This window comes from Clostridium sp. TJA085, from assembly GCF_058310235.1.
On sequence record NZ_JBZEEZ010000002.1, the window covers coordinates 189,999 to 212,384 of the forward strand.

The window sequence follows — 22,386 nt, forward strand, 5'->3', positions numbered from 1 at the left end:
ACAAACTTTAAATATATTTGATTTTACGTTAAAAAATAAAATTATATTATTTTAATTTTAAAAAGAATTTATAAAAGGAAGGTTTTAATTATGAACAAAAGAACAAAAGATTTTTTAATAGTAGGCTTTGCTCTATTTGCTATGTTTTTTGGTGCTGGTAACTTAATATTCCCTCCGTTTCTTGGTAAATCGGTTGGAAGTGAATATATATTTGCTATAATTGGCTTTTGCTTAACTGGAGTTGGACTACCTTTACTTGCTATAATTGCATGTATAAAAGGTGATGGTACTTTTGAAACAATGGCTTCAAAAATTAGTCCTAAGTTTGCTTTAATTTTCGCAACACTTTTATTTGTAGCAATAGGACCTATGCTTGCAATTCCAAGAACTGCAGCAACAACTTATGAATTAACTATACATCCATTTTTCCCAGAAGTTCCATCAATAGCTTGGATGGTTGTATATTTTGCTATAAACTTATTTTTTATATTTAGAAAATCAAGTGTTATTGATTTAATAGGTAAATTTTTAACACCTGCATTACTTATTATATTAGCTATAATTATTTTTAAAGGAATAATATCTCCAATTGATGCTATTGAAAGTACTGGAGCTACATCAGTTCTTTCAAGTTCATTCCTTGAAGGATATCAAACAATGGATGCTCTTGCAGCATTACTTTTTGCAGCAATAGTATCTGGTAACATAATTGCTAAAGGTTATAAACAAAAAGATTTAGTTCCTATGACTATAAAAGCTGGAGTAGTTGCTGCTATTGGACTAGCCTTTGTGTATGGTGGTTTAACATTTATCGGAGCACAAACTGCTACTGCTGCACCAGCTGATGCAACAAAAACAACATTACTTTTATTTATTTCAAAAAATATTTTAGGAAATGTTGGTCCAGCAATTATAGGAATAGCTATGGGGCTAGCATGTCTTACAACTTCAATTGGATTAATATCTGCTGGAGCATCATTCTTTACTGAAATATCAAAAGGAAAATTACCTTATAAAGTTAATGCGTTAATTATTTCAGTAATTAGTATCGGAATTGGTTCTCTTGGTGTTGATCATATTGTAAAAATATCAGGACCAATACTTAATATATTATATCCAGTTGCTATAACTCTTATTGTAACAACTTTATTAGATAAATTCTTAACTAATATAAATGCTGTAAGACTTGGAGTTTATACTTCATTAGTTTTTGGAGTAATTGGAATAATTCCTGGAGTAAACTTAAACTTTATTCCACTTGGAGCTCAAGGATTCCCTTGGCTTATTCCAACAATAGTTGCTATACTTTTAGGATATGTAATATTTAGATCTAAATCTAAAAATGATGAAACTAATTTAAATAATTTAAATGAAATTGAAGCTTCTTAATTTTAAGAAGCTTCTTTTTAATTATTTCTTATTTAATATTAATTTTATTTTTCATTTTATTAATTAAATTATCTTTAACTTAGAATTTATTTATAAATATATTTCTTATAAATACATAATATAATTTTGCTAATATAATTTTAAATTTATTGCTTTTATTGTAATTTAATCGTTATAAATAGTTAACTTTACATTATTTTTTAATAATGATAAAATTTTGAATGTGTAAATTTATAATATTTAATTTATTCCAAACTTAAGTAAAGGAGGTTTTTTTATATGTCTATAAAATTAATTTGTATTGATATGGATGGAACGCTTTTAGATAATAATCATCAAGTATCAGAAGATAATAAAAAAGCTTTAATAGAAGCCAAAGAAAAAGGTATTATAATTGCTTTAACTACAGGTAGATTATTTACATCAGCTAAATATTATTCTGATTTAATAGGAATTGATGCCCCTATAATTTCATCTAATGGTGCCTACATAAGAGAAAAAAAATCATCTCATGTTTTATATGAAAGACCATTATCACTTGATGAATCTTTAGAAATATATAATATATCAAAAAACTACAATTTTAATGCTTACTTTAATACTCATGATACAGCAATATCTACTACTGAGTTTAAAGAAAATCATGCTTATAAAATTACTAATAAAAATATCCCAGAAGAAGATAAAATTAAATTTATAGTATCTAAAGACTTAACAGATACTTTAATAAAGCTTGAAGGAGATATTTTAAAATTTATCGCTGTAAATAATGAAAATAATGATGAAGAACTTTTAAAAGCAAAAAATGAATTCCTAAGTCTTGGCAGATATGAAGTTGTAAGTTCAGGACTTAATAATTTTGAAGTAATGAAAAAAGGAACTTCAAAAGGAAATGCAGTTAAGCATTTATCAGAAATGCTTAATATAAATAAAGATGAAATAATGTGTATTGGAGATAGTGAGAATGATCTTTCTATGATAAGATATGCCGGCATTGGAGTTTGTATGGGTAATGGACTTGATTTATTGAAAAAAGAAGCTCAGTATATTACTGATACAAATGTGAATTCTGGAGTAGCTAAAGCCATTAGAAAGTTTGCTCTTTAATCTTTTATACTGAAAGGAGAACAAAAAATGGGGGAAAAATCAAAAAGAAAAATGGCAACTTGGAAAAAGGTTGTTATAGGTATAGTTATTGCAATATTATTTATAATAGGACTTGGAGCTGGATATGTATATGCTATGCTTAATAAAACTAATAAAGTAGAACTTAATAAAAATAATCTTGGTATTAATGAAGAAGCTCAAAATGAAGCTAAAAAATCAGATATAACTAATATTGCATTATTTGGAATCGATGCTCCTCAAGGTCAAGTAGGAAGATCTGATGCTGACATGATTCTTACAATTGATAATAAACATAATAAAATTAAGCTTACTTCTCTTATGAGAGATTCATATGTTAATGTGAAAGGTCATGGAATGACAAAACTTACTCATGCTTATGCTTATGGTGGTCCTGAACTTGCATTAAATACTATCAATACTAATTTCGATTTGAATATTGATAAATTTATAACAGTAAACTTTACTTCACTACCAAATGTTATTAATAAGCTTGGTGGAATTGATATGAATATTACTAAAGGTGATTTAAAATATATAAATGGTTATATAGATAGTATAAATAATTATGATCATACAAATTCACCTCATATAACAAGTACAGGAATGCAACATTTAGATGGTGTTCAAGCTACTGCTTATTGTAGAATTAGATATGATGGCGGAGATCAAAGAAGAACTGAAAGACAAAGAAGAGTTATAACTGCTGTCTTCGATAAAATAAAAAATTCTCCTGTAACTGATTATCCAGGAATTTTAAATCAATTATTACCTCTTGTAACTACTAATATAAGTTCAAATGAATTTATAAGCTTAGGTAAAGATATAATTGATACTGGAGCTAATAAAATTGATGAACTAAGAGTTCCTTGTGATAAACATGAAAATGGAAAGCTTATAAAAGGTGTTTATTATATGACATTTGATATACCAGCTGAAACAAAAGAATTGCATAAATTTATTTTTGAAAATTAATTAAGACATAAAAGTAGGAATATTATTTCCTACTTTTGTACTTTATAAAACTAATGAAGTTAAACAAGTAGAACTATAGTACTACTTGTTTTTTATTTTTATATTAAAAATTTCTTTAAATCATTTTATACTTTTATTTACATAAAATCCTTATAATGCTATACTATATTTATAAAAATATATTTTATTTAATAAAGAATTATTTTTTATAAACATAATTAAAGATAATAAAACTTATATAGCAATAATTAAATCTAAAGTATAAGCAAAGTTAAAATATAAGCTTAGTTACTCATAATGTAGCTAAGCAAAATTTTTAACATTTATACGAACATACGTTCATATTTTTTATTATTTTTTATTTTATTTGCATATATATAAGTAAATATATTATTGAAAATTATTAATTAAAAACTAAAAATAAAACGTATAAATTGAAAGGGGGACATAATAATGCGAGACATAACTTTAATTCTACTTGCCAAAAATAATGATAAAAATTCAAAACAAATATTAATAGAAAAATATTTACCTTTAGTAAAAAAGGAAATTAAAAAATATCCTTTTATAGATAATTATGATTATAATGACCTTATTCAGTACGGAATACTTTCTATATTAAAAGCTATTAAAGCCTTTGATGTTGAAAAGAAAACACAATTTCCATCTTACGTTAAATTTGCTGTAATAAATAACTTTGCTTATCTTTGCAGACAAAATCCTTCAGAAAAATGTGCTACAAGTTTAAATATAGAAAATGAAGACGGATTAGAAATTATAGATTTAATTGAAGATAATAAATCAACAGAAGATATTTTTATAAATAACTATGAAGATAAACGTATACTTAAAGCAAGAGAGCTTTTATCCACTGAAGAAAGACAACTTTTTGATTTTTTAATGTATAGTGGTGTTCGTTGTCCATTAAAAAGATATTCTGAAAAATACAACATTGATTATTCTAAATGTATATATCAAAAGAAAAAATTATGTACTAAATTAAAGAAGATATTTTTAAATATATACTAAGCTTATATTTCATTTATCAAATATATTATTTATTATATGACTTTTTAAAAGATTTAATTCTATAATTAAAATTTTTTTTCTTACACCATATATTAATTTATTCTTTTATTATAAATTATTTATATAAATAAATTTTGAAATAAAAATTACCCCGTCAAGTAAATTTATAACAGCACCTTTTACTGTATCTTCTTAACGGGGTACACTTTACATAATTTATACTTTTTAATTATATTCTATTTTCTTTTATAGGATAATTGTTTCTTTTAAATTTATAGTAATTACTTAAAATATAAAGCTTTAATTTTCTTCTCCATCAGATGGCTTATCTGGCTTTTGATTTTCAACATTATTGTCTCCTGAATTATTATCCACTTCTGGTTTATGTTGTTCTCCATTAGAACCTGAATTTTCTTCATTCTGTACATTATCATTACTTGGTTTATTACTTGGCTTATTAACTGGCTTATGTGTTGAAGGCCTATTTGGTCTATGTGTTGGTCTATGTGTTGGCCTACTACTTGAATTACCAGATGAATTGTTTGGTCTTGAATTATTTGTATTATATGATGGTCTATAATTATTATTGTTACTATTACTTTCACTATTATTTATATTATCATCATCATTAGAATTATTCACATTATTATTGTTTTCTTCTTTCTCTTGCTCTTCTTGTCTTTTCTTTTCTTCTTCAGCTACCTTTTTCTTAATCTCTTTTACAATATTATTATTTTCAATATCAATATTATTTAAATAATACATAACATTACCATTTAATTTATCTTTAAATGTATTTATTATGTCTTTTGATGCTATACTTTCTAAACCAAGTTCATAATAATTACCCTTATTAAAATCATAGTTTTCTTTAATATTTATTTCACTTACAAATTCCTTGTACTTTAAAAATACGTCTTTATTAATTTCATTATTTACATCATCTGAAGCATTATCATAACAATAAGTTATACTTTTTATTAAAGTTTCATAATCTTCTTCTGAAAGTTTTGTAGAATTAACTAAAATCTCTTTAAACTTTTCTTTTACATCACTTTCTTTTAATTTAGGTAACACCTTTTCAACCTCTGAGATATTAACTTTTACTTCTGGAATATTTTTATCTATACTAAAATATTTTTTAAATACGAAGCTTGGAATTTCTCCTTTTTTCTTTACTATTTCATTTAATGGAGTTGAAGTATCATTATCCTTTTCTGAAACAAGAACTTTTCCATCATAATATTTTCCACTAATCTTCTTATCTTTTTCATTTAAGTTTACTATTGAAAAATACTGTAAATCATCACCTTTATTTAAAAGTAAAACAAATTTTTCTGGTAATTTAATTTCTTTGTTACTCTCTTCATCTTCTAATGTAACAGCCTGCATATTAACATTTGTAGGTTTACTTTCTAAGTGCCTAAATTTATAGCCTGAAACTAAAAATACTCCTACTAAAAGGCAAATTCCAAAAATATAAAAATAAGTATTTTGCTTTTTAATACTATTTTTATATTCATCCATCATTCTTTTTCCTTTTTTATCATTAGATCTACTTATAACTTGTCCTTCTTCGTACTTTAATGAATATCCATTTTCTTTATATTCTTCAAAAGCTATAGCTCCATCTTTAATGAGTTTCTTTACATATTCCTTACCAGTAAAAAATGAAAGTACAAAGGTTAAAGCAAAATCAGCTAAAATTCCAAAAGGCATTTCTATTAAAAAGACTAAAAGAGCTTGTATTAATAATAACCCAATACCTTTTATAAACTCCTTTCTTATAATATAAGAAATACCTCCAATTAAAAAAGTTAAATAATCAAAGTTATACGGAATAGTTTTTAAATTATCATCTTTATCAACTAATACAGCGTATCTTATTCCTCTTCCTTTAAGGAATGTATATTCATTTATATAGTTTCCTTTCATAGTTCCTCCTATTTTTTTGTATTATATATCTAATTTTAACATATTATTGTATGTTATGCATAAAAAAGTAAGCAAGGACTTTAATTAAAATCCTTGCTTATTTTTATAATTATTTTTTATGTTTTTCCTTACCTTGAATTTCTGGTACTGGATTCATATCATTTTTTTGTGGTGTTTTAAATCTTTTACTTTCCCATGATGATGGTTGATTCTTTTTTGCCATAATAAAACCTCCTATACAAAAAGCTTTCATTTTAAGCTTTTGTATTTAGATTATTTTTTATACGATTTATTTATAATATATTATTTTATAACAGATTTATCTTTATAACATTACAACTATCATATAATTAGCTAAATTTCATTTTTATCAATTTTTTCTTTAACATGTCTCATTGATTTATTTACTATTATAGCTATAACTACTCCAACTAACATAAAAGCTATTCTCATTGGAATTGAAACAGTAAAATTAAATAAAATCATTGCAGCTGAAAGTGCATTAAGAGTAACAAATATCATTTGATATTTATAAGGTTTAACAAACATATAAACATAACTTATTATTAAAACAGCCATAGACTCTAGTGATTTTGGAACAATAAAATAAAATATAATAACAAATGCTATTGCACCAATTATAGTTCCAAATATTCTCTCTGGTATTCTTTCTTTAGTTTGTTCATAATAAGGTTGAGTAAGTGATAAAACAGTAGCACTTATCCACATGCCTTTTTGAAATCCAAAATAACTTCCAATAAACATTGATATAGTGATTCCAATTGCCATTCTTAAAGCAAAATTAGCTTGTATTTTATTAGCATGAAATTCTGTAGTAAACATTTCTTTTATACTTCTCTTATCATCATCTTTTGATTTTTTATGTGTAAAATAATATACTAATGCAACTATAATACTTCCAATAAAAAGTGCCCCTATTCTTATTAAAAACTGATTTAATCCTAGTATTGGATTTCCTTGCATAAATACATAACATAACATAAAAGGAAGATAAGCTTTATTTTCTACTTTATTTGAAAATATATATGTAATTAAATATACTGATATAAAGTTTAGTGGTATTCCAATAAAAGCATTAAGCATACTTACGTATGAAGTTACTCCCATAATTGTAAATACAATAATTATTGATGCTATTGCATCTTTAAATTTTATACTAACATCCATAGCACTAAACATAAGAGCTGCAGTTATTATTGTTACACCAACTAATGTATTGTCTTCTCCAAAAAACTTTGAAAATATTGATATAAATATTATTATGCCAAGCATAACTAATAGGTTGTCTATTAATTTTTTCTTACTCAAAAATTTTTCCTTTTTGGGTTTCATTGATGAATCCATAGTTGTCCACATCCCTTTCATATAACTTTTTTTGGCATTAAAGAAAATCTTAACATACCATATTAATATTATCAATAAAAAAATTTATAGTTTTAAGTACTTTTTGTATATAATATATTAATTCTAGAATTTATATTATAATACAAATTTCCCTGGAAATATGTCGATTTTACTCTACAAATAAATATAAAAAAACTAACCTCTAATATTTTGAGATTAGTTTCATACCAATTATAAAACCTAAAGTATTCATAATAATATCATTAGCATCAAATATTCCTGTTTTAGTTATACCTTGAGTTAATTCAACTAATAATATATATATTATAAATATAACTGTCATAGTTGTAATATTCTTATTAAATTTAAATTTTATGTATATTCCAATCGGTATATACATTAATAAGTTACCAACTATATTTATTAATGGAGATAAAATTTCAGATTTTAAGTTATATATAGAATCAAATGGATTAAATATAAATGACATATTATTAGTTCTTGCTTTAAAAAAAGTTATAGCTATTAAAAATAATATATAAATAACTATAAAATTATTTGCATGAATACTAATCTTCTCATTATTTATTAAAAAATTAAATAATATATATAAAACTAGTGAAATAAGTGTTATAAATATTGTTTGAATAAATATATTCTTCGAATATCCAAGTTTAATCCAAAACGGTAAAATAAATTCAATATTTATTATGCTGCTTAAAATTACTGATATTATCATAAATAAGTCTTTATTTGTATTCATTTTATGTTTATTTCTAATATTTCTATTTTTATTTCTATTATGCTCTATACTAACTTCATTTATTTTTAAATTATGTTGTTCATTATTATGTATATCGCTTTGATTATTGATCATATATCCTACCATCCCTCTTTCATTTTACTAATTTATTATATTACTATAAATGTAAAAATTTATTAAAATAATATTATTTAAGAAATTTTTAATGAAGTAATTTAAATTAAATAATTATTTACTAAAATTCTTTAATTAATATAAAATAAAAAAGACCTTACAATAAGTAAAGTCTTTAAAAAATTCCTAATAGTTTTTTCTTCTTTATTCTTCTATTACTTTGTTCTATAACTTCATCATTAACTAAACATTCTAAATTATTTAATAATTTATCTTTTACGTTATTAAATTTTATTATTTTGTTTTCGATTCTGTCTTCTGATACACGATTTTTTATTATAAAATTATATATATTTTTCTCAAGTAAATACTTTGCAACATTTTTTACACTTCTTCCATAATCCCCCTCAAGGCTTTTTGCATCAAGAATAAAAAGACATCCAGCATCTAAAAAATGATTAATTTCCTCTATATTTTTTGTTATTTTGTCTAACTTCTCTGGATAAAGTATTATTACAATATGTCCATTTATCTGCATATCATATATTTCTTTAAATATGTAATCCGAATAATTTTCATCAATAAGTATGATTTTGTATTTATCCGATTTCTTAATATATTCTTTAAAAATAAATTCGCTTGCCCCATAAAACTCATTTAATTCTATATCATTTATAGATTTAAATTTTTTAATATTTCCCATAATCCACTTCCTTTTATCGTATGTTAATTTTAAAATATATTTTGTACCATTATTATATACAGTCTTTTTTTCTGTTTCAATATTAATTTATTAATATTTATCAATATTATGTTGTAATTAATATTTTCTTAATCTTTTCTTTATTAATTTGTTAATTTTTGTTTGTTAACTTTTAAATATTATTACTATAAAAAAGAACCCTTATTAGCGAATACTATGCTAATAAAGGTTCTATATTAAATAAAATATTATAAATTTACTATTTCCATAACATTTTTTTCAAAAGCTTTAATTTTTTCTTCTGAATCTTCAACTGACTTACCAACAACAGCTAAGTAAATCTTAATTTTTGGTTCAGTTCCTGAAGGTCTTACAACAAACCATGAACCATCTTCAAGTACATATTTAAGTACATTTGATTTTGGAAGTGTAACATCTTTAACTTCTCTTGTTTTTAAATTCATTTCTGTTGATGCTTTATAATCAAAGAAAGTTTCTACCATAACTCCATTAACATCCATTATCGGATTCTTTCTTAAGCTATCAAGACATTCTTTAATTTTCTCTTGTCCTTCTTTACCTTTTAAAGTAATTGAAACTAAATGCTCTTTATAGAATCCATACTTTTTACAAAGTTCTATAAATGCTTCATAAAGACTTAACCCTTCTGTTTTATAGTAAAGAGTCATTTCAGCAATAAGCTCAGCGGCAACTACTGCATCCTTATCCCTTGCATGATCTCCAAAAAGACATCCATAACTTTCTTCAAATCCAAATAAGAATTTATGACTACCTGTCTTTTCAAAGTTTGTCATCATTTCTCCAATATATTTAAATCCAGTAAGAACATCAAATAATTCTACATTATAATGCTTACAAATATTTCTTACCATTTCAGTTGTAACTATTGTTTTAATTACTGCACCATTGTCTGGTAATTCATTTAAATCTGAATATGATTCAATGATGTAATTAGTAAGTAATACTCCCATTTGGTTTCCTGTAAGTATTTTATATTCACCTTTTGAATCCTTAACAATAGCACCAATTCTATCTGCATCTGGATCAGTACCAAATATTATATCTGGATTAATTTCCTTTGCCATATCAAGTGCAATTTCAAATACCTTTGGATCTTCTGGATTTGGATATGGAGCTGTTGGGAAGTCTCCATTTGGTTTTTCTTGCTCTTTTACAACATGTAAATTCTCATATCCAAGTTCTTTTAATATTGTAGTAACCGGCATTAAACCTGTACCATGTAATGGAGTATAAATTATTTTTAAATCTTTTGCATGTTTTTTAACTAAATCTTTTCTTATAGTATATGATTTTAATTTATCAATAAATTTTCTATCTACTTCTTCTCCAATTATGTTAAGAAGTCCTGAATTTAAAGCTTCTTCTTTAGAAATTTTCTTAATATCTTTATAATCAACATTATTTATTTCTGTAATAATTGCATGTGCAGCTTCATCAGTAATTTGACAACCATCATTTCCATATACTTTGTATCCATTATATTCTTTTGGATTATGTGATGCAGTTAATACTATTCCTGCATTTGCTTTAAGTTCTCTTACTGAAAATGATAATTCAGGTGTTGGTCTTAAAGCTTCAAAAAGGTTTGCTTTTATTCCATGTCCTGCAAGTACAAGAGCAGCTTCTTCAGCAAATTCAGGCGACATATGTCTTGAATCATAAGCTATACATACTGATATGTTTTCTTTATACTTATTAACTAAATATCTTGCTAGTCCTTCTGTTGCTTTACCAACTGTGTAAATATTTAATCTATTTGAACCAGCTCCAATTACTCCTCTAAGTCCACCAGTACCAAATTCTAAGTCTTTATAAAATCTATCCTCAATTTCCTTTTCATCTTTTATTTCTTTAAGTTCGTTTTTTGTTGCTTCATCAAAAATTTCTGATTCTAACCAATTGCTATATTTTTCTTTGTAATTCATTCTGAATCCCCCTTGTATATCTTTACACAGTACTATTATAACTAATTTTCCCAAATAAAAAAATACTTAATTATGTATAATATGCATTTTTGTTATTTTATTCAAATTTTACATTTTAAAATAACTATTTAATTCTATAATTGTTCAAAATTAACTCATATTTAATTTTGCTCTTTTCTTTTTGATAATAATTTTACTACAAATATTAATGCTAAAATTTAAGTTTATCTTTTTTAAAATTTTTATCATATAAAAAATATGAAGTGTTTTTAAATAAAACACTTCGTATATAATCAATCTATGTTATTATATTTTCTTTATAATTCTATTATTTTCCCACTTGGTGTAACAAGTACAGTAAATGCTACTCCATTTCCACCTTGTTTCATAAGCTCTTTTGATTTTACTTGAACCAAATAACCTTTTTCACCATTAACATTTTTCATATTTTCACTACATGAATATATTGTATCTGAATCTTTACCATACTTTTTTTCACAAGCAATTACAGCATCCTTTGATGTAAATTTACTTGATACTGTTTTTGATTGTTCTTTCTTATTAGATAATTGATTTTCAGATTTAATTCCTTTATTACTTTCTTTAGCAGTAACTACTTTTTTTGTATCATTACCTTCATTATTAATTGAAGGCTTTTTATTATTTAAATCTTTTTCTTTATTAACTTTATTTTTTATATTTTTATTAAGTTCACTTTTAGTACTTTCTTTACTTGTATTTTTATTTTCTTCTATGTTTATAGAATTATTTCCACCTGTATTATCTTGCTTATTAATATTTTCTTTAGACTTAGATTTATCTTCTATTTTTGTATTTTCATTATTATAATCTTTATTTCCACATCCAACAAAAGCATATATTGGAAATAAAATTAAAATTCCACAAATGAACAAACTATATAAAAGTCTTCTTTTATTTTTCATTTTTATTCTTCCTTTACTTTTCATCTCTATATATCCTTATAGCATCTTCTCTTTCTCTATTGTATCTGCTTGCAACAGCCTCTTGTACAGCTTTTGAGCAATTAGGAAAATGAACCAAAGCTCCTTTTGAATTTCTACGTCCTCTTTCTTTATATACAGCTGTTATAAAATCTTCTATGTTTGAAATATTTTTAAGAGGTTCTATTATTCTGTAAGCTCCATATCCACCATGTTGTACTGCTGTTGACCAAAGTACATTTCTAGCAGAAAAATCATTTAAAATTTTATTAAAATCTCCACTCTTTTCTAATCTATTTACTAAATCATTATAAAAAGTTATCTTTGTATATGTATGTTGTAAATTATAAAATTCATTGTAATGCTCTTTTGCAATTGTCTTCCAAGCTGCATCAAAATTCTTTCCACAATTTGATCCATTATCTAACTTTCTTGCATTAATTAACTTTGTATAAAATTCATTATTTTCTCCTGAAAGCCAGTTAACAAAATTATCTAAAGAACCTAACTTTGATGATAATTGCCAAGCTCCATAAGATTTACCACCATAATCTCCTTCTCCTGAAGACACACAACCTGGATCACCATTTGATTCATACTTTTCAGATAATATTCCTAAATAATCATTACAATTATTATCTTCATAAACTTCTACTGCTGTATCTCCACCTAAATAAACACTTACATAACCATAATAAACTTGTCCATCATCAGTATATTTAATATGATAATAAGTAAGATCACTTTTTTCTCTACCTAAAATTTCAACTTTTGAATTTGGTGAAATTGTTATTAAAACTGCTGACTTAAGGCTTGGACTTTTTCTAAGATTCATTGTATAATCTGTAATTTTTCCTTTAGCATATTTTTGATCTTTCATTGAACCATCACTGTTAAACTCATAAGCCTTATTTCCTAAGTTTATTCTATCAGTTCTCATATCACCATCTTTATTTAAGTAATACCACTTATTATCAAGTTTAATCCAACCTGTTTGCATCTCTCCACTATTATTCATGTAATACCATTTATTATTTACCTTTTTCCACTCAGTTGCCATATCTCCATTATTGTTTAAATAATACCATTTATCATTAAGTTTAAGCCAACCTGTTTGCATTTCACCATCTTTATTCATATAATACCATTTGTTATTTATCTTTTTCCAACCCTTTACTAAAGTACCATTTTCATTTTTATAGTACCACTTTCCATTCTTCTTAATCCATTCAGCTTTTCTTATTTTTAAAGTTCCATCACTGTTAAATTCATATTCCTTATTATCTATTTTTATTTTTCCTGTAGCTCTTTCACCTGAAGATTTTAAATAATATTTTTTATCACCAAGCTTAAGCCACCCTGTTTGCATCTCTCCATTATCATTTAAATAATACCAATTTTCTTTTACCTTAATCCAATCTGTTTTCATTTCTCCATTACTACTTAAGTAATACCATTTATTATTTACCTTTTTCCATCCTGTTGCCATATCCCCATTATTATTTAAATAGTACCAATTTCCTCTTACTTTAATCCAACCTGTTTTCATTTCTCCATTGCTACTTAAGTAATACCATTTATCTCTTACCTTTTTCCATCCTGTTGCCATGTCCCCATTATCATTTAAGTAATACCATATTCCCTTTACTTTAACCCAACCTATCTTCATTTTTCCTGTGCTATCCATGTAATACCACTTATTATTTACTTTTTTCCATCCTGTTGCTAAAGTGCCATTACTATTTCTATAATACCAAGTACCATTTCTTTTTATCCATCCTGCTTGCACATTGCTACTTATCTTTTTTACATTATTTTTATGATAAGTTGCAGCATTTCCATCTAATGCTGGAATAAAACTTAATAAAATACCAGATAATATTAATATTTTTATTATACTTTCTTTTTTCATTTGTTTTTTATTTCCCCCTATATTAAATTTTATTTATTATGTTATATGAAGATTAATATTAATAGTAACCTATAATATTCTAAAATTAACATAATAATATTATATATAAAAAACTTTGTTTATTATACTATTTAATTAAATTTATATATAGATAAAAAAATTTCCTCAAATATACTATTAAAATTTAATTTAATAATACATTTGAGGTAATAAAGTAATTATTATTTATTTTCTTCTTTTTCTGCTAATGCTTTTAAATACTCCATAAAGCCATCTCTTAAATCTTCTCTTCTTAATGCATATTCAACTGTTGCTTCTAAGAAACCTTGCTTATCTCCAACATCATATCTTCTTCCTTCGAAGTTATATGCATACATTGCTTCTTCATTTATAAGCTCAAGTAATGCATCTGTAAGTTGAATTTCTCCACCCTTACCTGGTTTTGTTCTTTCTAAAATTTCAAATATTTTTGGTGTAACAATATATCTTCCAAGTATAGCAACATTTGATGGTGCTTCTTCAACACTTGGCTTTTCAACTAATCCTTTAACTTTGCATACTCTATCTTCAATTAATATTCCATCAACTATACCATATTTATTTACTTTATCTTCTGGTACAGTTTGTACTCCAAGTACTGATGTATTATACTCATTATAACAATCAATAAGTTGCTTTAAGCATGGTTTTTCATCATTATATACAACATCATCTCCAAGTAATATTGCAAATGGTTCATTCCCTACGAAAGTTTTAGCACAACTTATAGCATGTCCAAGTCCTTTAGGTTCTTTTTGTCTTATATAATATATATCTGCCATATTTGATATATCTTCAACCATTTTAAGCATTTCTTTTTTACCTGATTTTTTAAGTTCTAGCTCAAGTTCTACTGATCTATCAAAATGGTCTTCTATACATTTTTTGCTTCTTCCTGTTATTATAAGTATTTCTTCTATTCCTGAAGCTATTGCTTCTTCTATAATATATTGAATTGTTGGTTTATCAACTATTGGAAGCATTTCTTTTGGTTGTGCTTTTGTCGCTGGTAAAAATCTTGTACCAAGGCCTGCTGATGGTATTATTGCCTTTCTTATTTTTTATTCATAATTCTTTTTCCTTTTTAACTAACTAAAAATTTAAATAAAGTAATTACTTATTACATCTAATATCTTTATACAAGCTGTTCCATCTCCATATGGATTCTCTGCATGTGCCATTTCTTTATATGCTTCTTCATCTAATAAAAGTTTCTTAGCTTCTTCATAAATTTTATCTGTTTCAATTCCTGCAAGTTTTATTGTACCTGCTTCAACTGCTTCTGGTCTTTCTGTTTCTGTTCTAAGTACCATTACTGGTTTTCCAAGTGTTGGTGCTTCTTCTTGAATTCCACCTGAATCTGTCATTATAAGCTTAACTCTTGACATAAGATTTGCAAATTCAACATACTCAAGAGGTTCTATTAAGAATACTCTTCCTGCATATTCATCAAAATATTTATGAGCTAACTCTCTTATTGCAGGATTTTTGTGCATTGGGAATATAACTTCTACCCTTTCATCTTCTTCAATAAGCTTAATCATTGCTTTGAAGATATTTTCCATTGGCTCTCCCCAATTTTCTCTTCTATGAGTTGTAAGTAATATTACATTTTTATTTTTATAATCTATATCATTTAATATTGGCTGTTCAAACATTAATGTATCATCTATTACACTAAGTAACGCATCAATTACTGTATTTCCTGTAATAAATATTTTTTCTTCTGCTACACCTTCTTTTAAAAGATTAGCTTTATTTGTTTTTGTTGGAGCAAAATGAAGTGTTGTTATAGCACCTGTAAGTTTTCTATTTGCTTCTTCTGGGAATGGTGAATATATATCATATGTTCTAAGCCCAGCTTCTACATGTCCTACTGGAACTTGATTATAAAATGCAGCAAGTGCTCCATTTAAAGTTGTTGAAGTATCTCCGTGAACTAATACTATATCTGGCTGACATTTTTTAATTACTTCATCTACTCCCTTTAAAACTTTACTTGATATATCAACTATTGTTTGTCCGTGAGCCATTATATCAAGATCATAATCTTGATGAACATCAAATATTTCAAGTACTGTATCAAGCATTTCTCTATGTTGTGCTGTTACACATACTATTGATTCAAATCTATCGTCTTTTTCAAGTGCCTTAACTAGTGGACACATTTTTATTCCTTCAGGTCTTGTTCCAAAAACTGATAATACTTTTATCTTTTTCATATATTATCTCCTACCTATACATATTTTCATAATAACTTTGATATTCTCCAGATGTTACATTATTCATCCATTTTTTATTATCTAAATACCATTTAATAGTTTTCTTTATTCCAACTTCAAATGTTGTTTCTGGATACCACCCAAGTTCTTCTTTGATTTTAGTTGGATCTATTCCATATCTTCTATCATGACCTTTTCTATCTTCAACAAACTTAATTAAGTTTTCTGTAACTTCTTTATCAACATTTTCATTAATATATGAAATTACTGTTTTAACTATTTGAATGTTAGTTCTTTCATTATGTCCACCAATGTTATAAACTTCTCCTAATCTTCCATTATTAATTACCATGTCAATTGCTTTAGCATGATCTTCAACAAATAACCAATCTCTTATATTCATACCATCACCGTATACAGGTAAATCTCTATGCTCTAAACAATTATTTATTAAAAGTGGTATTAATTTTTCAGGGAATTGGTATGGTCCATAGTTATTTGAACATCTTGTTATGTTAACTGGCATTTTATATGTATCTGCATATGCCTTAACCATTAAGTCTGATCCTGCTTTACTTGATGAATATGGACTATGTGGATCTAATGGTGTTGTTTCCATAAAGTATCCTGTATCTCCAAGTGAACCATATACTTCATCTGTTGATACATGAAGAAACTTAACCCCTTCTTTCCATCCATTTTCTGTTTCCCATGCATTTTTTGCACAATTAAGTAAGTTTACTGTTCCTAAAACATTTGTCTTTGCAAATATTTCTGGTTCTTTTATACTTCTATCAACATGAGATTCAGCAGCAAAATGAGCTACATAATCTATATCATATTTTTCAAAAAGTCTTGTAACTAATTCTTTATCACAAATATCTCCTTGAACAAATATATGTCTTTCATCATTTTCAACTGATTTTAAATTTTCTAAATTTCCTGCATAAGTTAATTTATCTAAATTTAGTATTTTTATATCTTTATACTTATTTAGCATATAAAGTACGAAATTTGATCCTATAAATCCTGCTCCACCAGTAACTAAGTATGTTTTCATTATTATTCACTCCTATTATTTATTAAGATTACTTATAAAGTTTTCTATAGCTTCTTCCCAATCTCTCATTTCATCACCAATTGTACATCTAAGCATCATATTATCTAATGATGAATACTCTGGTCTTTTTGCTGCTGTTTTAAATTGTTCTGAAGTACAAGGAACTACTTCACAATCAATATTTGAAAGTTCCATTATCTTCTTAGCAAAATCATACCATGTACATTCTCCATTTCCTGTACAATGATATACTCCATATTCCTCTGTTTCTATAAGCTTTAAAATATGGTAAGCTAAATCATTTGCATTTGTTGGATTTCCAGTTTGATCATTAACAACTGTTAACTTATCTCTTTCTTGTCCAAGTTTTCTCATTGTATATACAAAATTATGTCCTATATATCCATAAAGCCATGCTGTTCTAACTATGAAATATTTTGAGCATAATTCTCTGACAAATTTCTCTCCCTCAAGTTTTGTTTTTCCATATACGCTATATGGTCCAGTTAAATCAAATTCTGTAAAAGGAGTTTCTTGAGTTGTACCACTAAATACATAATCAGTTGAAACTTGTACTAATTTTGAACCATTTTCTTCAGCTGCAATAGCTAAATTTCTTGCTCCTAAAGTGTTAACTTTAAATGCAAATTCTTTATCTGTTTCACATCCATCAACATTGGTAGCTGCAGCACAGTTTATTATTACATCCGGATTTTCAATTCTTACAACTTCTTTAACTTGTGAAAGATTTATTATATCAAGTTTATCAACATCTAATGCTATAACTTCATAATCTTTAACATAACTTGGCATATCCCCTATTTCTGATTTTCCTGAATTAATTATTGAAATTAATTCATTACCAAGTTGACCTTTTGCACCTGTAATAAGTATTTTCATAATACGTTCCTCCAATGCTTAATATACAAATGGTAAATCAAGTTCTTTTAATGTTTTTTGATTTTTATCTTTTTCTGATAATAAAATTTCATCAATTCCTTCTAATGGCCATTCTACTCCAATATCTGGATCATTCCATAAAACTCCACCATCATATTCTGGTGCATAGAAGTTTGTACATTTATAATTAAAAGTTGCTTCATCTGAAACTACTAGAAAACCATGTGCAAATCCTTCAGGAACATAAAATTGTTTTTTATTTTCTGATGTTAAAAGTACACCTTCCCACTGTCCATATGTTGGTGATCCTTTTCTTAAATCAACAGCTACATCATAAACAGCTCCACTTGTAACTCTAACTAACTTACCTTGAGTTTTTTGTGTTTGAAAATGAAGTCCTCTTAATACACCTTTTCTTGACTTTGATTCATTATCTTGAACAAATTCCATAGCAAGACCAGCCTCAAAAAAATCTTTCTTACTATATGTTTCCATAAAGTATCCTCTTTCATCTCCAAAGACTGTAGGTTCTATAATATATAAATCTTTAATTTTGGTTTCAATAAAATTAAACTTTCCCATTTTATTTCATCCTCTCTATTTAGTTGCTGCAACTTCTTCATATGCCTTTTGTTTTTCAGCTTCTTCAACAATATCAACTAAATATTTTCCATATCCTGTTTTCATTAAAGGTTTAGCAAGTTCTATTACTTTATCTTCACCTATCCAACCTTTTCTATATGCAATTTCTTCAAGACAAGCAATATATGTTCCTTGAGTATTTTGAACAGCTTCAACAAAATTTGATGCTTGAAGCATTGAAGCATGAGTTCCCGTATCAAGCCAAGCCATTCCTCTTCCAAGTAATGTTACACTTAAATTTCCTTCTTCCATATAAACTTTATTTAAATCAGTTATTTCAAGTTCTCCTCTTGCTGATGGCTTTAAAGCCTTAGCTTTTTCAATTACTGAATTATCATAGAAATAAAGACCTGGAACTGCATATTTTGATTTTGGCTTTTCTGGTTTTTCTTCTAAAGATAACACTTTACCCTCTTTATCAAACTCAACAACTCCAAAAGCTCTTGGATCTTGAACATAATATCCAAATATCATTGCACCTTCTTTAAGATTTGCTGCATTTACTAACTTTTCTGAGAAGCTTTGTCCATAAAATATATTATCTCCAAGTATCATGGCAACATTATCATTACCTATAAATTCTTCTCCTATCATAAATGCTTCTGCAAGTCCATTTGGTTGCTCTTGAATTGCATATTCTATATTTAATCCAAGTTCTGAACCATCTTTAAATAATTCTTTAAAATGAACTATATCTCTTGGTGTTGATATAATTAGAATATCTTTTATCCCTGAAAGCATCAAAACTGACATTGGATAATATATCATTGGTTTATCATATACTGGAACCATTTGTTTTGACATTGCCTTTGTTACTGGATAAAGTCTTGTTCCACTTCCTCCAGCTAGTATTATTCCTTTCATATAAATTCCTCCTAAGATTTCTTTTTATAAACTTAATAAAATTCTATATCCTTCTTCTGTTTTTTCAGCGGCTTTTTCCCATGTGTAATTTTGTAAAATATATTTTCTAAAATCATTACTATAGTCATTATTCATAGCACTATTAGTTGCACATAATATTGACTCTATATCGTCAGGCTTACAATAATAAGCATAATTTTTAAAATAATCTTTAGTTGTCCCCCTATCAGATACTACAATATTACACCCCATTACAGCTGCTTCTAATGAAACTAATCCTGGTGTTTCAAGCCAACTTGGTAATATATGAACCTTACATTGCTTATATATCTTATATAATTCTGCATTATCAATTTTTTCAATATATTCAAAATTCGAATTTGAATTTATTTCATTAATTACCTTTTCTCCGTATTTTCTATGCCCAGGTGATATAGCTCCTATAAATAGTACTTTATAACTTGAATTTTTTAATGCTTTTATTACATTTAATTGATTTTTTCTAGTTTCTAATCTACCTACACATAATATGTAATCCTTATACTTACTATATTTCTCTTCATATTCACAATCATCTAAATTATTTATTTTATCTAAGTCTATCGCATTTGGAACAACTGTATAATCATCCTTATTAAAATAGAATTTTTTTCCTAACTCATCCATTTCCATATACGAATTAGGAAGAAACCAATCAACTAATTGTAAAATTTCATCTTGCATTTTTTTAAAACTATTTAGCATTAAATACTTAGTTCCCTTATGCCTCTCATCTTTTATATAATATTTATAAAAAGCCTTTAATCTCTCTATATTATTTATACTGATTAAATTATTTATAACTTTTCTAATACCAATTTGACCTTTTCTTTCAAATTCATCAGTAGGCCAATATATTGTTGATAATATAATTTTTTTATTTTGTTTTTTTGCATTTTTTGCTTGAAAATAAGTTTCTTGTACTCTCGTTAAATTAAACAAATGTACTATATCATATTTATTTAAATCTGGTTCAAGTTCTGTTGATATATCAACATCTATGCCTCTTTTTTCTAGATACTCTTTAGTTTTTAATAATTGTATTGTATCTCCTCCTGGCAAAGTAAATAGATTTTGCCTTGATTGCATTAATACTCTCATAATAAATTTCCTTTCTAAAATGATTTTATAAAATCTATTATTTTATCAGCTTGAAACTTACGTGTATATTTATATTTATCTTGAAAATCATATGATGTATCTAATATAATTTTTAGTTTTTTTACTATATCATCAATATTATGCTTAGCACATTCCCCATACTTATGATTTATTAAATCAACTAATGGTTTATCATTAGTAACTGCTAATATAGGTTTTTCTGCACCTATATATTCAAATGTCTTTCCTGGAATAGCAAATCCACTTCCGCTAATATGTGTTAATATAACTGCAATATCTGAGTTAACTAAATATTCTATTGCTTTCTTATGTTCAACAGTTCCTATAATATTTAAAACTACTTTAGACTCTTTTACTAAATGATCTATTTCCTCTAAGTCATTTAATGCTTCACTATCTAAGAATCCAACAACATTAAATATAATATTTATATTTCTTTCATCACTATATTTTATCAATGCTAAAATAAAATCTTTTATATTTCTTCCTTTATAAATAGATCCTATATGAGCTAAAACTATTCTTCCTTTTTTACTTTCATATGTATAATCAAACTCTTCAAAGTCTCTACTATTATATCCATTTTTTATTAATTTAATTGTCTTTGTATTATCCATTTGTCTATAATAATTTTCTATTCCTTCTGATAAAACTATTAATCCATCTGAAATTTCTAACATATTTCTTTCTGCTTTTTTCATTATAAATCTTGGATTCCCTTTACCTATATTATGATTTAATATATCTCTAATTTCAGTAATAATTATTATACTTTTATTTATTTCTTTTATATATTTAGCAATATATATTGAATAAACATCTGGAACAGTTATAAAAACCTTTTTTATTTTTTTATTTTCTATAATTTCAATAATTTTATCTAAATTTTTATCATTCTCTCTTTTAAATTTCAAATAGCTATACTTGTAATTCCTCCAAATTTTTAATATCCAATCTTGCCTAAATAAATCTTTAAAAGAATTTCTATTTGAACCTCTATTATTAACATTAAAATTTAATTTTCCAGTATAAAATTTTAAATTTTCTTTTGAATATTTACTCTTTGAATCTCCATACTTTAAATCATTAACAACAATAACATCAAATGCTTTATTATATTGCTCCATAAGATCTGAGTATCTTACTGATGCAACTACAGGAAAACCTTCAACATAATCTGTTATATACATGATCTTTTCCATTACTTTTCCTCTTTTCTAAAGATTTCTTCACCATTTACATTAACTAAAATTATTAAT

The 22,386-nt window shown here is 25.6% G+C and carries 19 protein-coding genes and 2 pseudogenes; 4 read left to right on the plus strand and 17 right to left on the minus strand.

All coding sequences use genetic code 11. The annotated features are described in order from the left end of the window. Positions 1-90: 90 nt before the first annotated feature. The 4 genes from brnQ (at position 91) to AC4FQW_RS08175 (ending at position 4,518) form a co-directional block, all read left to right on the plus strand. Positions 91-1,389 carry a branched-chain amino acid transport system II carrier protein gene (gene brnQ, locus AC4FQW_RS08160; RefSeq protein WP_491148400.1) on the plus strand — a complete coding sequence of 433 codons (1,299 nt, stop codon included), beginning with the start codon at positions 91-93 and terminating at the stop codon, positions 1,387-1,389. Positions 1,390-1,668: 279 nt separating this feature from the next. Further along, complete coding sequence (locus AC4FQW_RS08165; protein ID WP_491148402.1) at positions 1,669-2,496, plus strand: Cof-type HAD-IIB family hydrolase; 828 nt, start codon at positions 1,669-1,671, stop codon at positions 2,494-2,496. A gap of 27 nt (positions 2,497-2,523) precedes the next feature. Next, positions 2,524-3,489 carry an LCP family protein gene (locus AC4FQW_RS08170; protein ID WP_491148404.1) on the plus strand — a complete coding sequence of 322 codons (966 nt, stop codon included), beginning with the start codon at positions 2,524-2,526 and terminating at the stop codon, positions 3,487-3,489. 453 nt (positions 3,490-3,942) lie between these two features. Further along, the gene (locus tag AC4FQW_RS08175; protein WP_491148406.1) at positions 3,943-4,518 is read left to right on the plus strand and encodes a sigma-70 family RNA polymerase sigma factor; all 576 of its coding nucleotides are present in this window, start codon (positions 3,943-3,945) and stop codon (positions 4,516-4,518) included. A 300-nt stretch (positions 4,519-4,818) separates the two neighbouring features. Here AC4FQW_RS08175 and AC4FQW_RS08180 read toward each other — a convergent pair whose 3' ends face one another. The 17 genes and pseudogenes from AC4FQW_RS08180 to AC4FQW_RS08260 all read right to left on the minus strand — a co-directional run bounded on the left by AC4FQW_RS08180 (position 4,819) and on the right by AC4FQW_RS08260 (position 22,329). Beyond that, positions 4,819-6,453 (minus strand): hypothetical protein, encoded by a 1,635-nt coding sequence (locus AC4FQW_RS08180; protein ID WP_491148408.1) that lies wholly within the window; start codon positions 6,451-6,453, stop codon positions 4,819-4,821. A 354-nt stretch (positions 6,454-6,807) separates the two neighbouring features. Further along, positions 6,808-7,839, minus strand: a complete 1,032-nt coding sequence (locus tag AC4FQW_RS08185; RefSeq protein WP_491148410.1) for an FUSC family protein — start codon at positions 7,837-7,839, stop codon at positions 6,808-6,810. Positions 7,840-8,020: 181 nt separating this feature from the next. Next, positions 8,021-8,695 (minus strand): VanZ family protein, encoded by a 675-nt coding sequence (locus AC4FQW_RS08190; RefSeq protein WP_491148412.1) that lies wholly within the window; start codon positions 8,693-8,695, stop codon positions 8,021-8,023. A gap of 175 nt (positions 8,696-8,870) precedes the next feature. After that, complete coding sequence (locus AC4FQW_RS08195; protein ID WP_491148414.1) at positions 8,871-9,398, minus strand: CpsB/CapC family capsule biosynthesis tyrosine phosphatase; 528 nt, start codon at positions 9,396-9,398, stop codon at positions 8,871-8,873. 248 nt (positions 9,399-9,646) lie between these two features. Beyond that, on the minus strand, positions 9,647-11,365 hold the full coding sequence (locus AC4FQW_RS08200) for a phospho-sugar mutase (protein ID WP_491148416.1): 1,719 nt from the start codon (positions 11,363-11,365) through the stop codon (positions 9,647-9,649). A 317-nt stretch (positions 11,366-11,682) separates the two neighbouring features. Further along, positions 11,683-12,333: a hypothetical protein gene (locus tag AC4FQW_RS08205; RefSeq protein ID WP_491148418.1), complete on the minus strand. Its 651-nt coding sequence runs from the start codon at positions 12,331-12,333 to the stop codon at positions 11,683-11,685. Beyond that, a complete protein-coding gene (locus tag AC4FQW_RS08210) occupies positions 12,323-13,621 on the minus strand; it encodes an SH3 domain-containing protein (RefSeq protein ID WP_491148703.1) in 1,299 nt (432 codons plus the stop codon). Before AC4FQW_RS08210 ends, AC4FQW_RS08205 begins: the two co-directional genes overlap by 11 nt. A 15-nt stretch (positions 13,622-13,636) precedes the next feature. Next, positions 13,637-13,930 (minus strand): annotated as a pseudogene (locus AC4FQW_RS08215) (choline-binding protein A); the annotation flags it as partial. Positions 13,931-13,933: 3 nt separating this feature from the next. Beyond that, positions 13,934-14,239: pseudogene (locus tag AC4FQW_RS08220) on the minus strand (N-acetylmuramoyl-L-alanine amidase family protein); the annotation flags it as partial. Between the two features lie 221 nt (positions 14,240-14,460). Further along, complete coding sequence (galU, locus tag AC4FQW_RS08225) at positions 14,461-15,336, minus strand: UTP--glucose-1-phosphate uridylyltransferase GalU (protein ID WP_491148704.1); 876 nt, start codon at positions 15,334-15,336, stop codon at positions 14,461-14,463. Between the two features lie 42 nt (positions 15,337-15,378). Next, a complete protein-coding gene (gene wecB / locus AC4FQW_RS08230) occupies positions 15,379-16,500 on the minus strand; it encodes a non-hydrolyzing UDP-N-acetylglucosamine 2-epimerase (protein WP_491148420.1) in 1,122 nt (373 codons plus the stop codon). A 10-nt stretch (positions 16,501-16,510) separates the two neighbouring features. Then, a complete protein-coding gene (rfbB, locus tag AC4FQW_RS08235; RefSeq protein ID WP_491148422.1) occupies positions 16,511-17,560 on the minus strand; it encodes a dTDP-glucose 4,6-dehydratase in 1,050 nt (349 codons plus the stop codon). A gap of 15 nt (positions 17,561-17,575) precedes the next feature. Further along, positions 17,576-18,460 (minus strand): dTDP-4-dehydrorhamnose reductase, encoded by an 885-nt coding sequence (gene rfbD / locus AC4FQW_RS08240; protein ID WP_491148424.1) that lies wholly within the window; start codon positions 18,458-18,460, stop codon positions 17,576-17,578. A gap of 18 nt (positions 18,461-18,478) precedes the next feature. After that, the gene (rfbC, locus tag AC4FQW_RS08245; protein ID WP_491148426.1) at positions 18,479-19,042 is read right to left on the minus strand and encodes a dTDP-4-dehydrorhamnose 3,5-epimerase; all 564 of its coding nucleotides are present in this window, start codon (positions 19,040-19,042) and stop codon (positions 18,479-18,481) included. Between the two features lie 15 nt (positions 19,043-19,057). Next, complete coding sequence (gene rfbA, locus AC4FQW_RS08250) at positions 19,058-19,966, minus strand: glucose-1-phosphate thymidylyltransferase RfbA (RefSeq protein WP_491148427.1); 909 nt, start codon at positions 19,964-19,966, stop codon at positions 19,058-19,060. A 24-nt stretch (positions 19,967-19,990) separates the two neighbouring features. Further along, the gene (locus AC4FQW_RS08255) at positions 19,991-21,106 is read right to left on the minus strand and encodes a glycosyltransferase (protein ID WP_491148429.1); all 1,116 of its coding nucleotides are present in this window, start codon (positions 21,104-21,106) and stop codon (positions 19,991-19,993) included. Between the two features lie 14 nt (positions 21,107-21,120). Further along, positions 21,121-22,329 (minus strand): glycosyltransferase, encoded by a 1,209-nt coding sequence (locus AC4FQW_RS08260; protein ID WP_491148431.1) that lies wholly within the window; start codon positions 22,327-22,329, stop codon positions 21,121-21,123. Between the last annotated feature and the right edge of the window lie 57 nt (positions 22,330-22,386).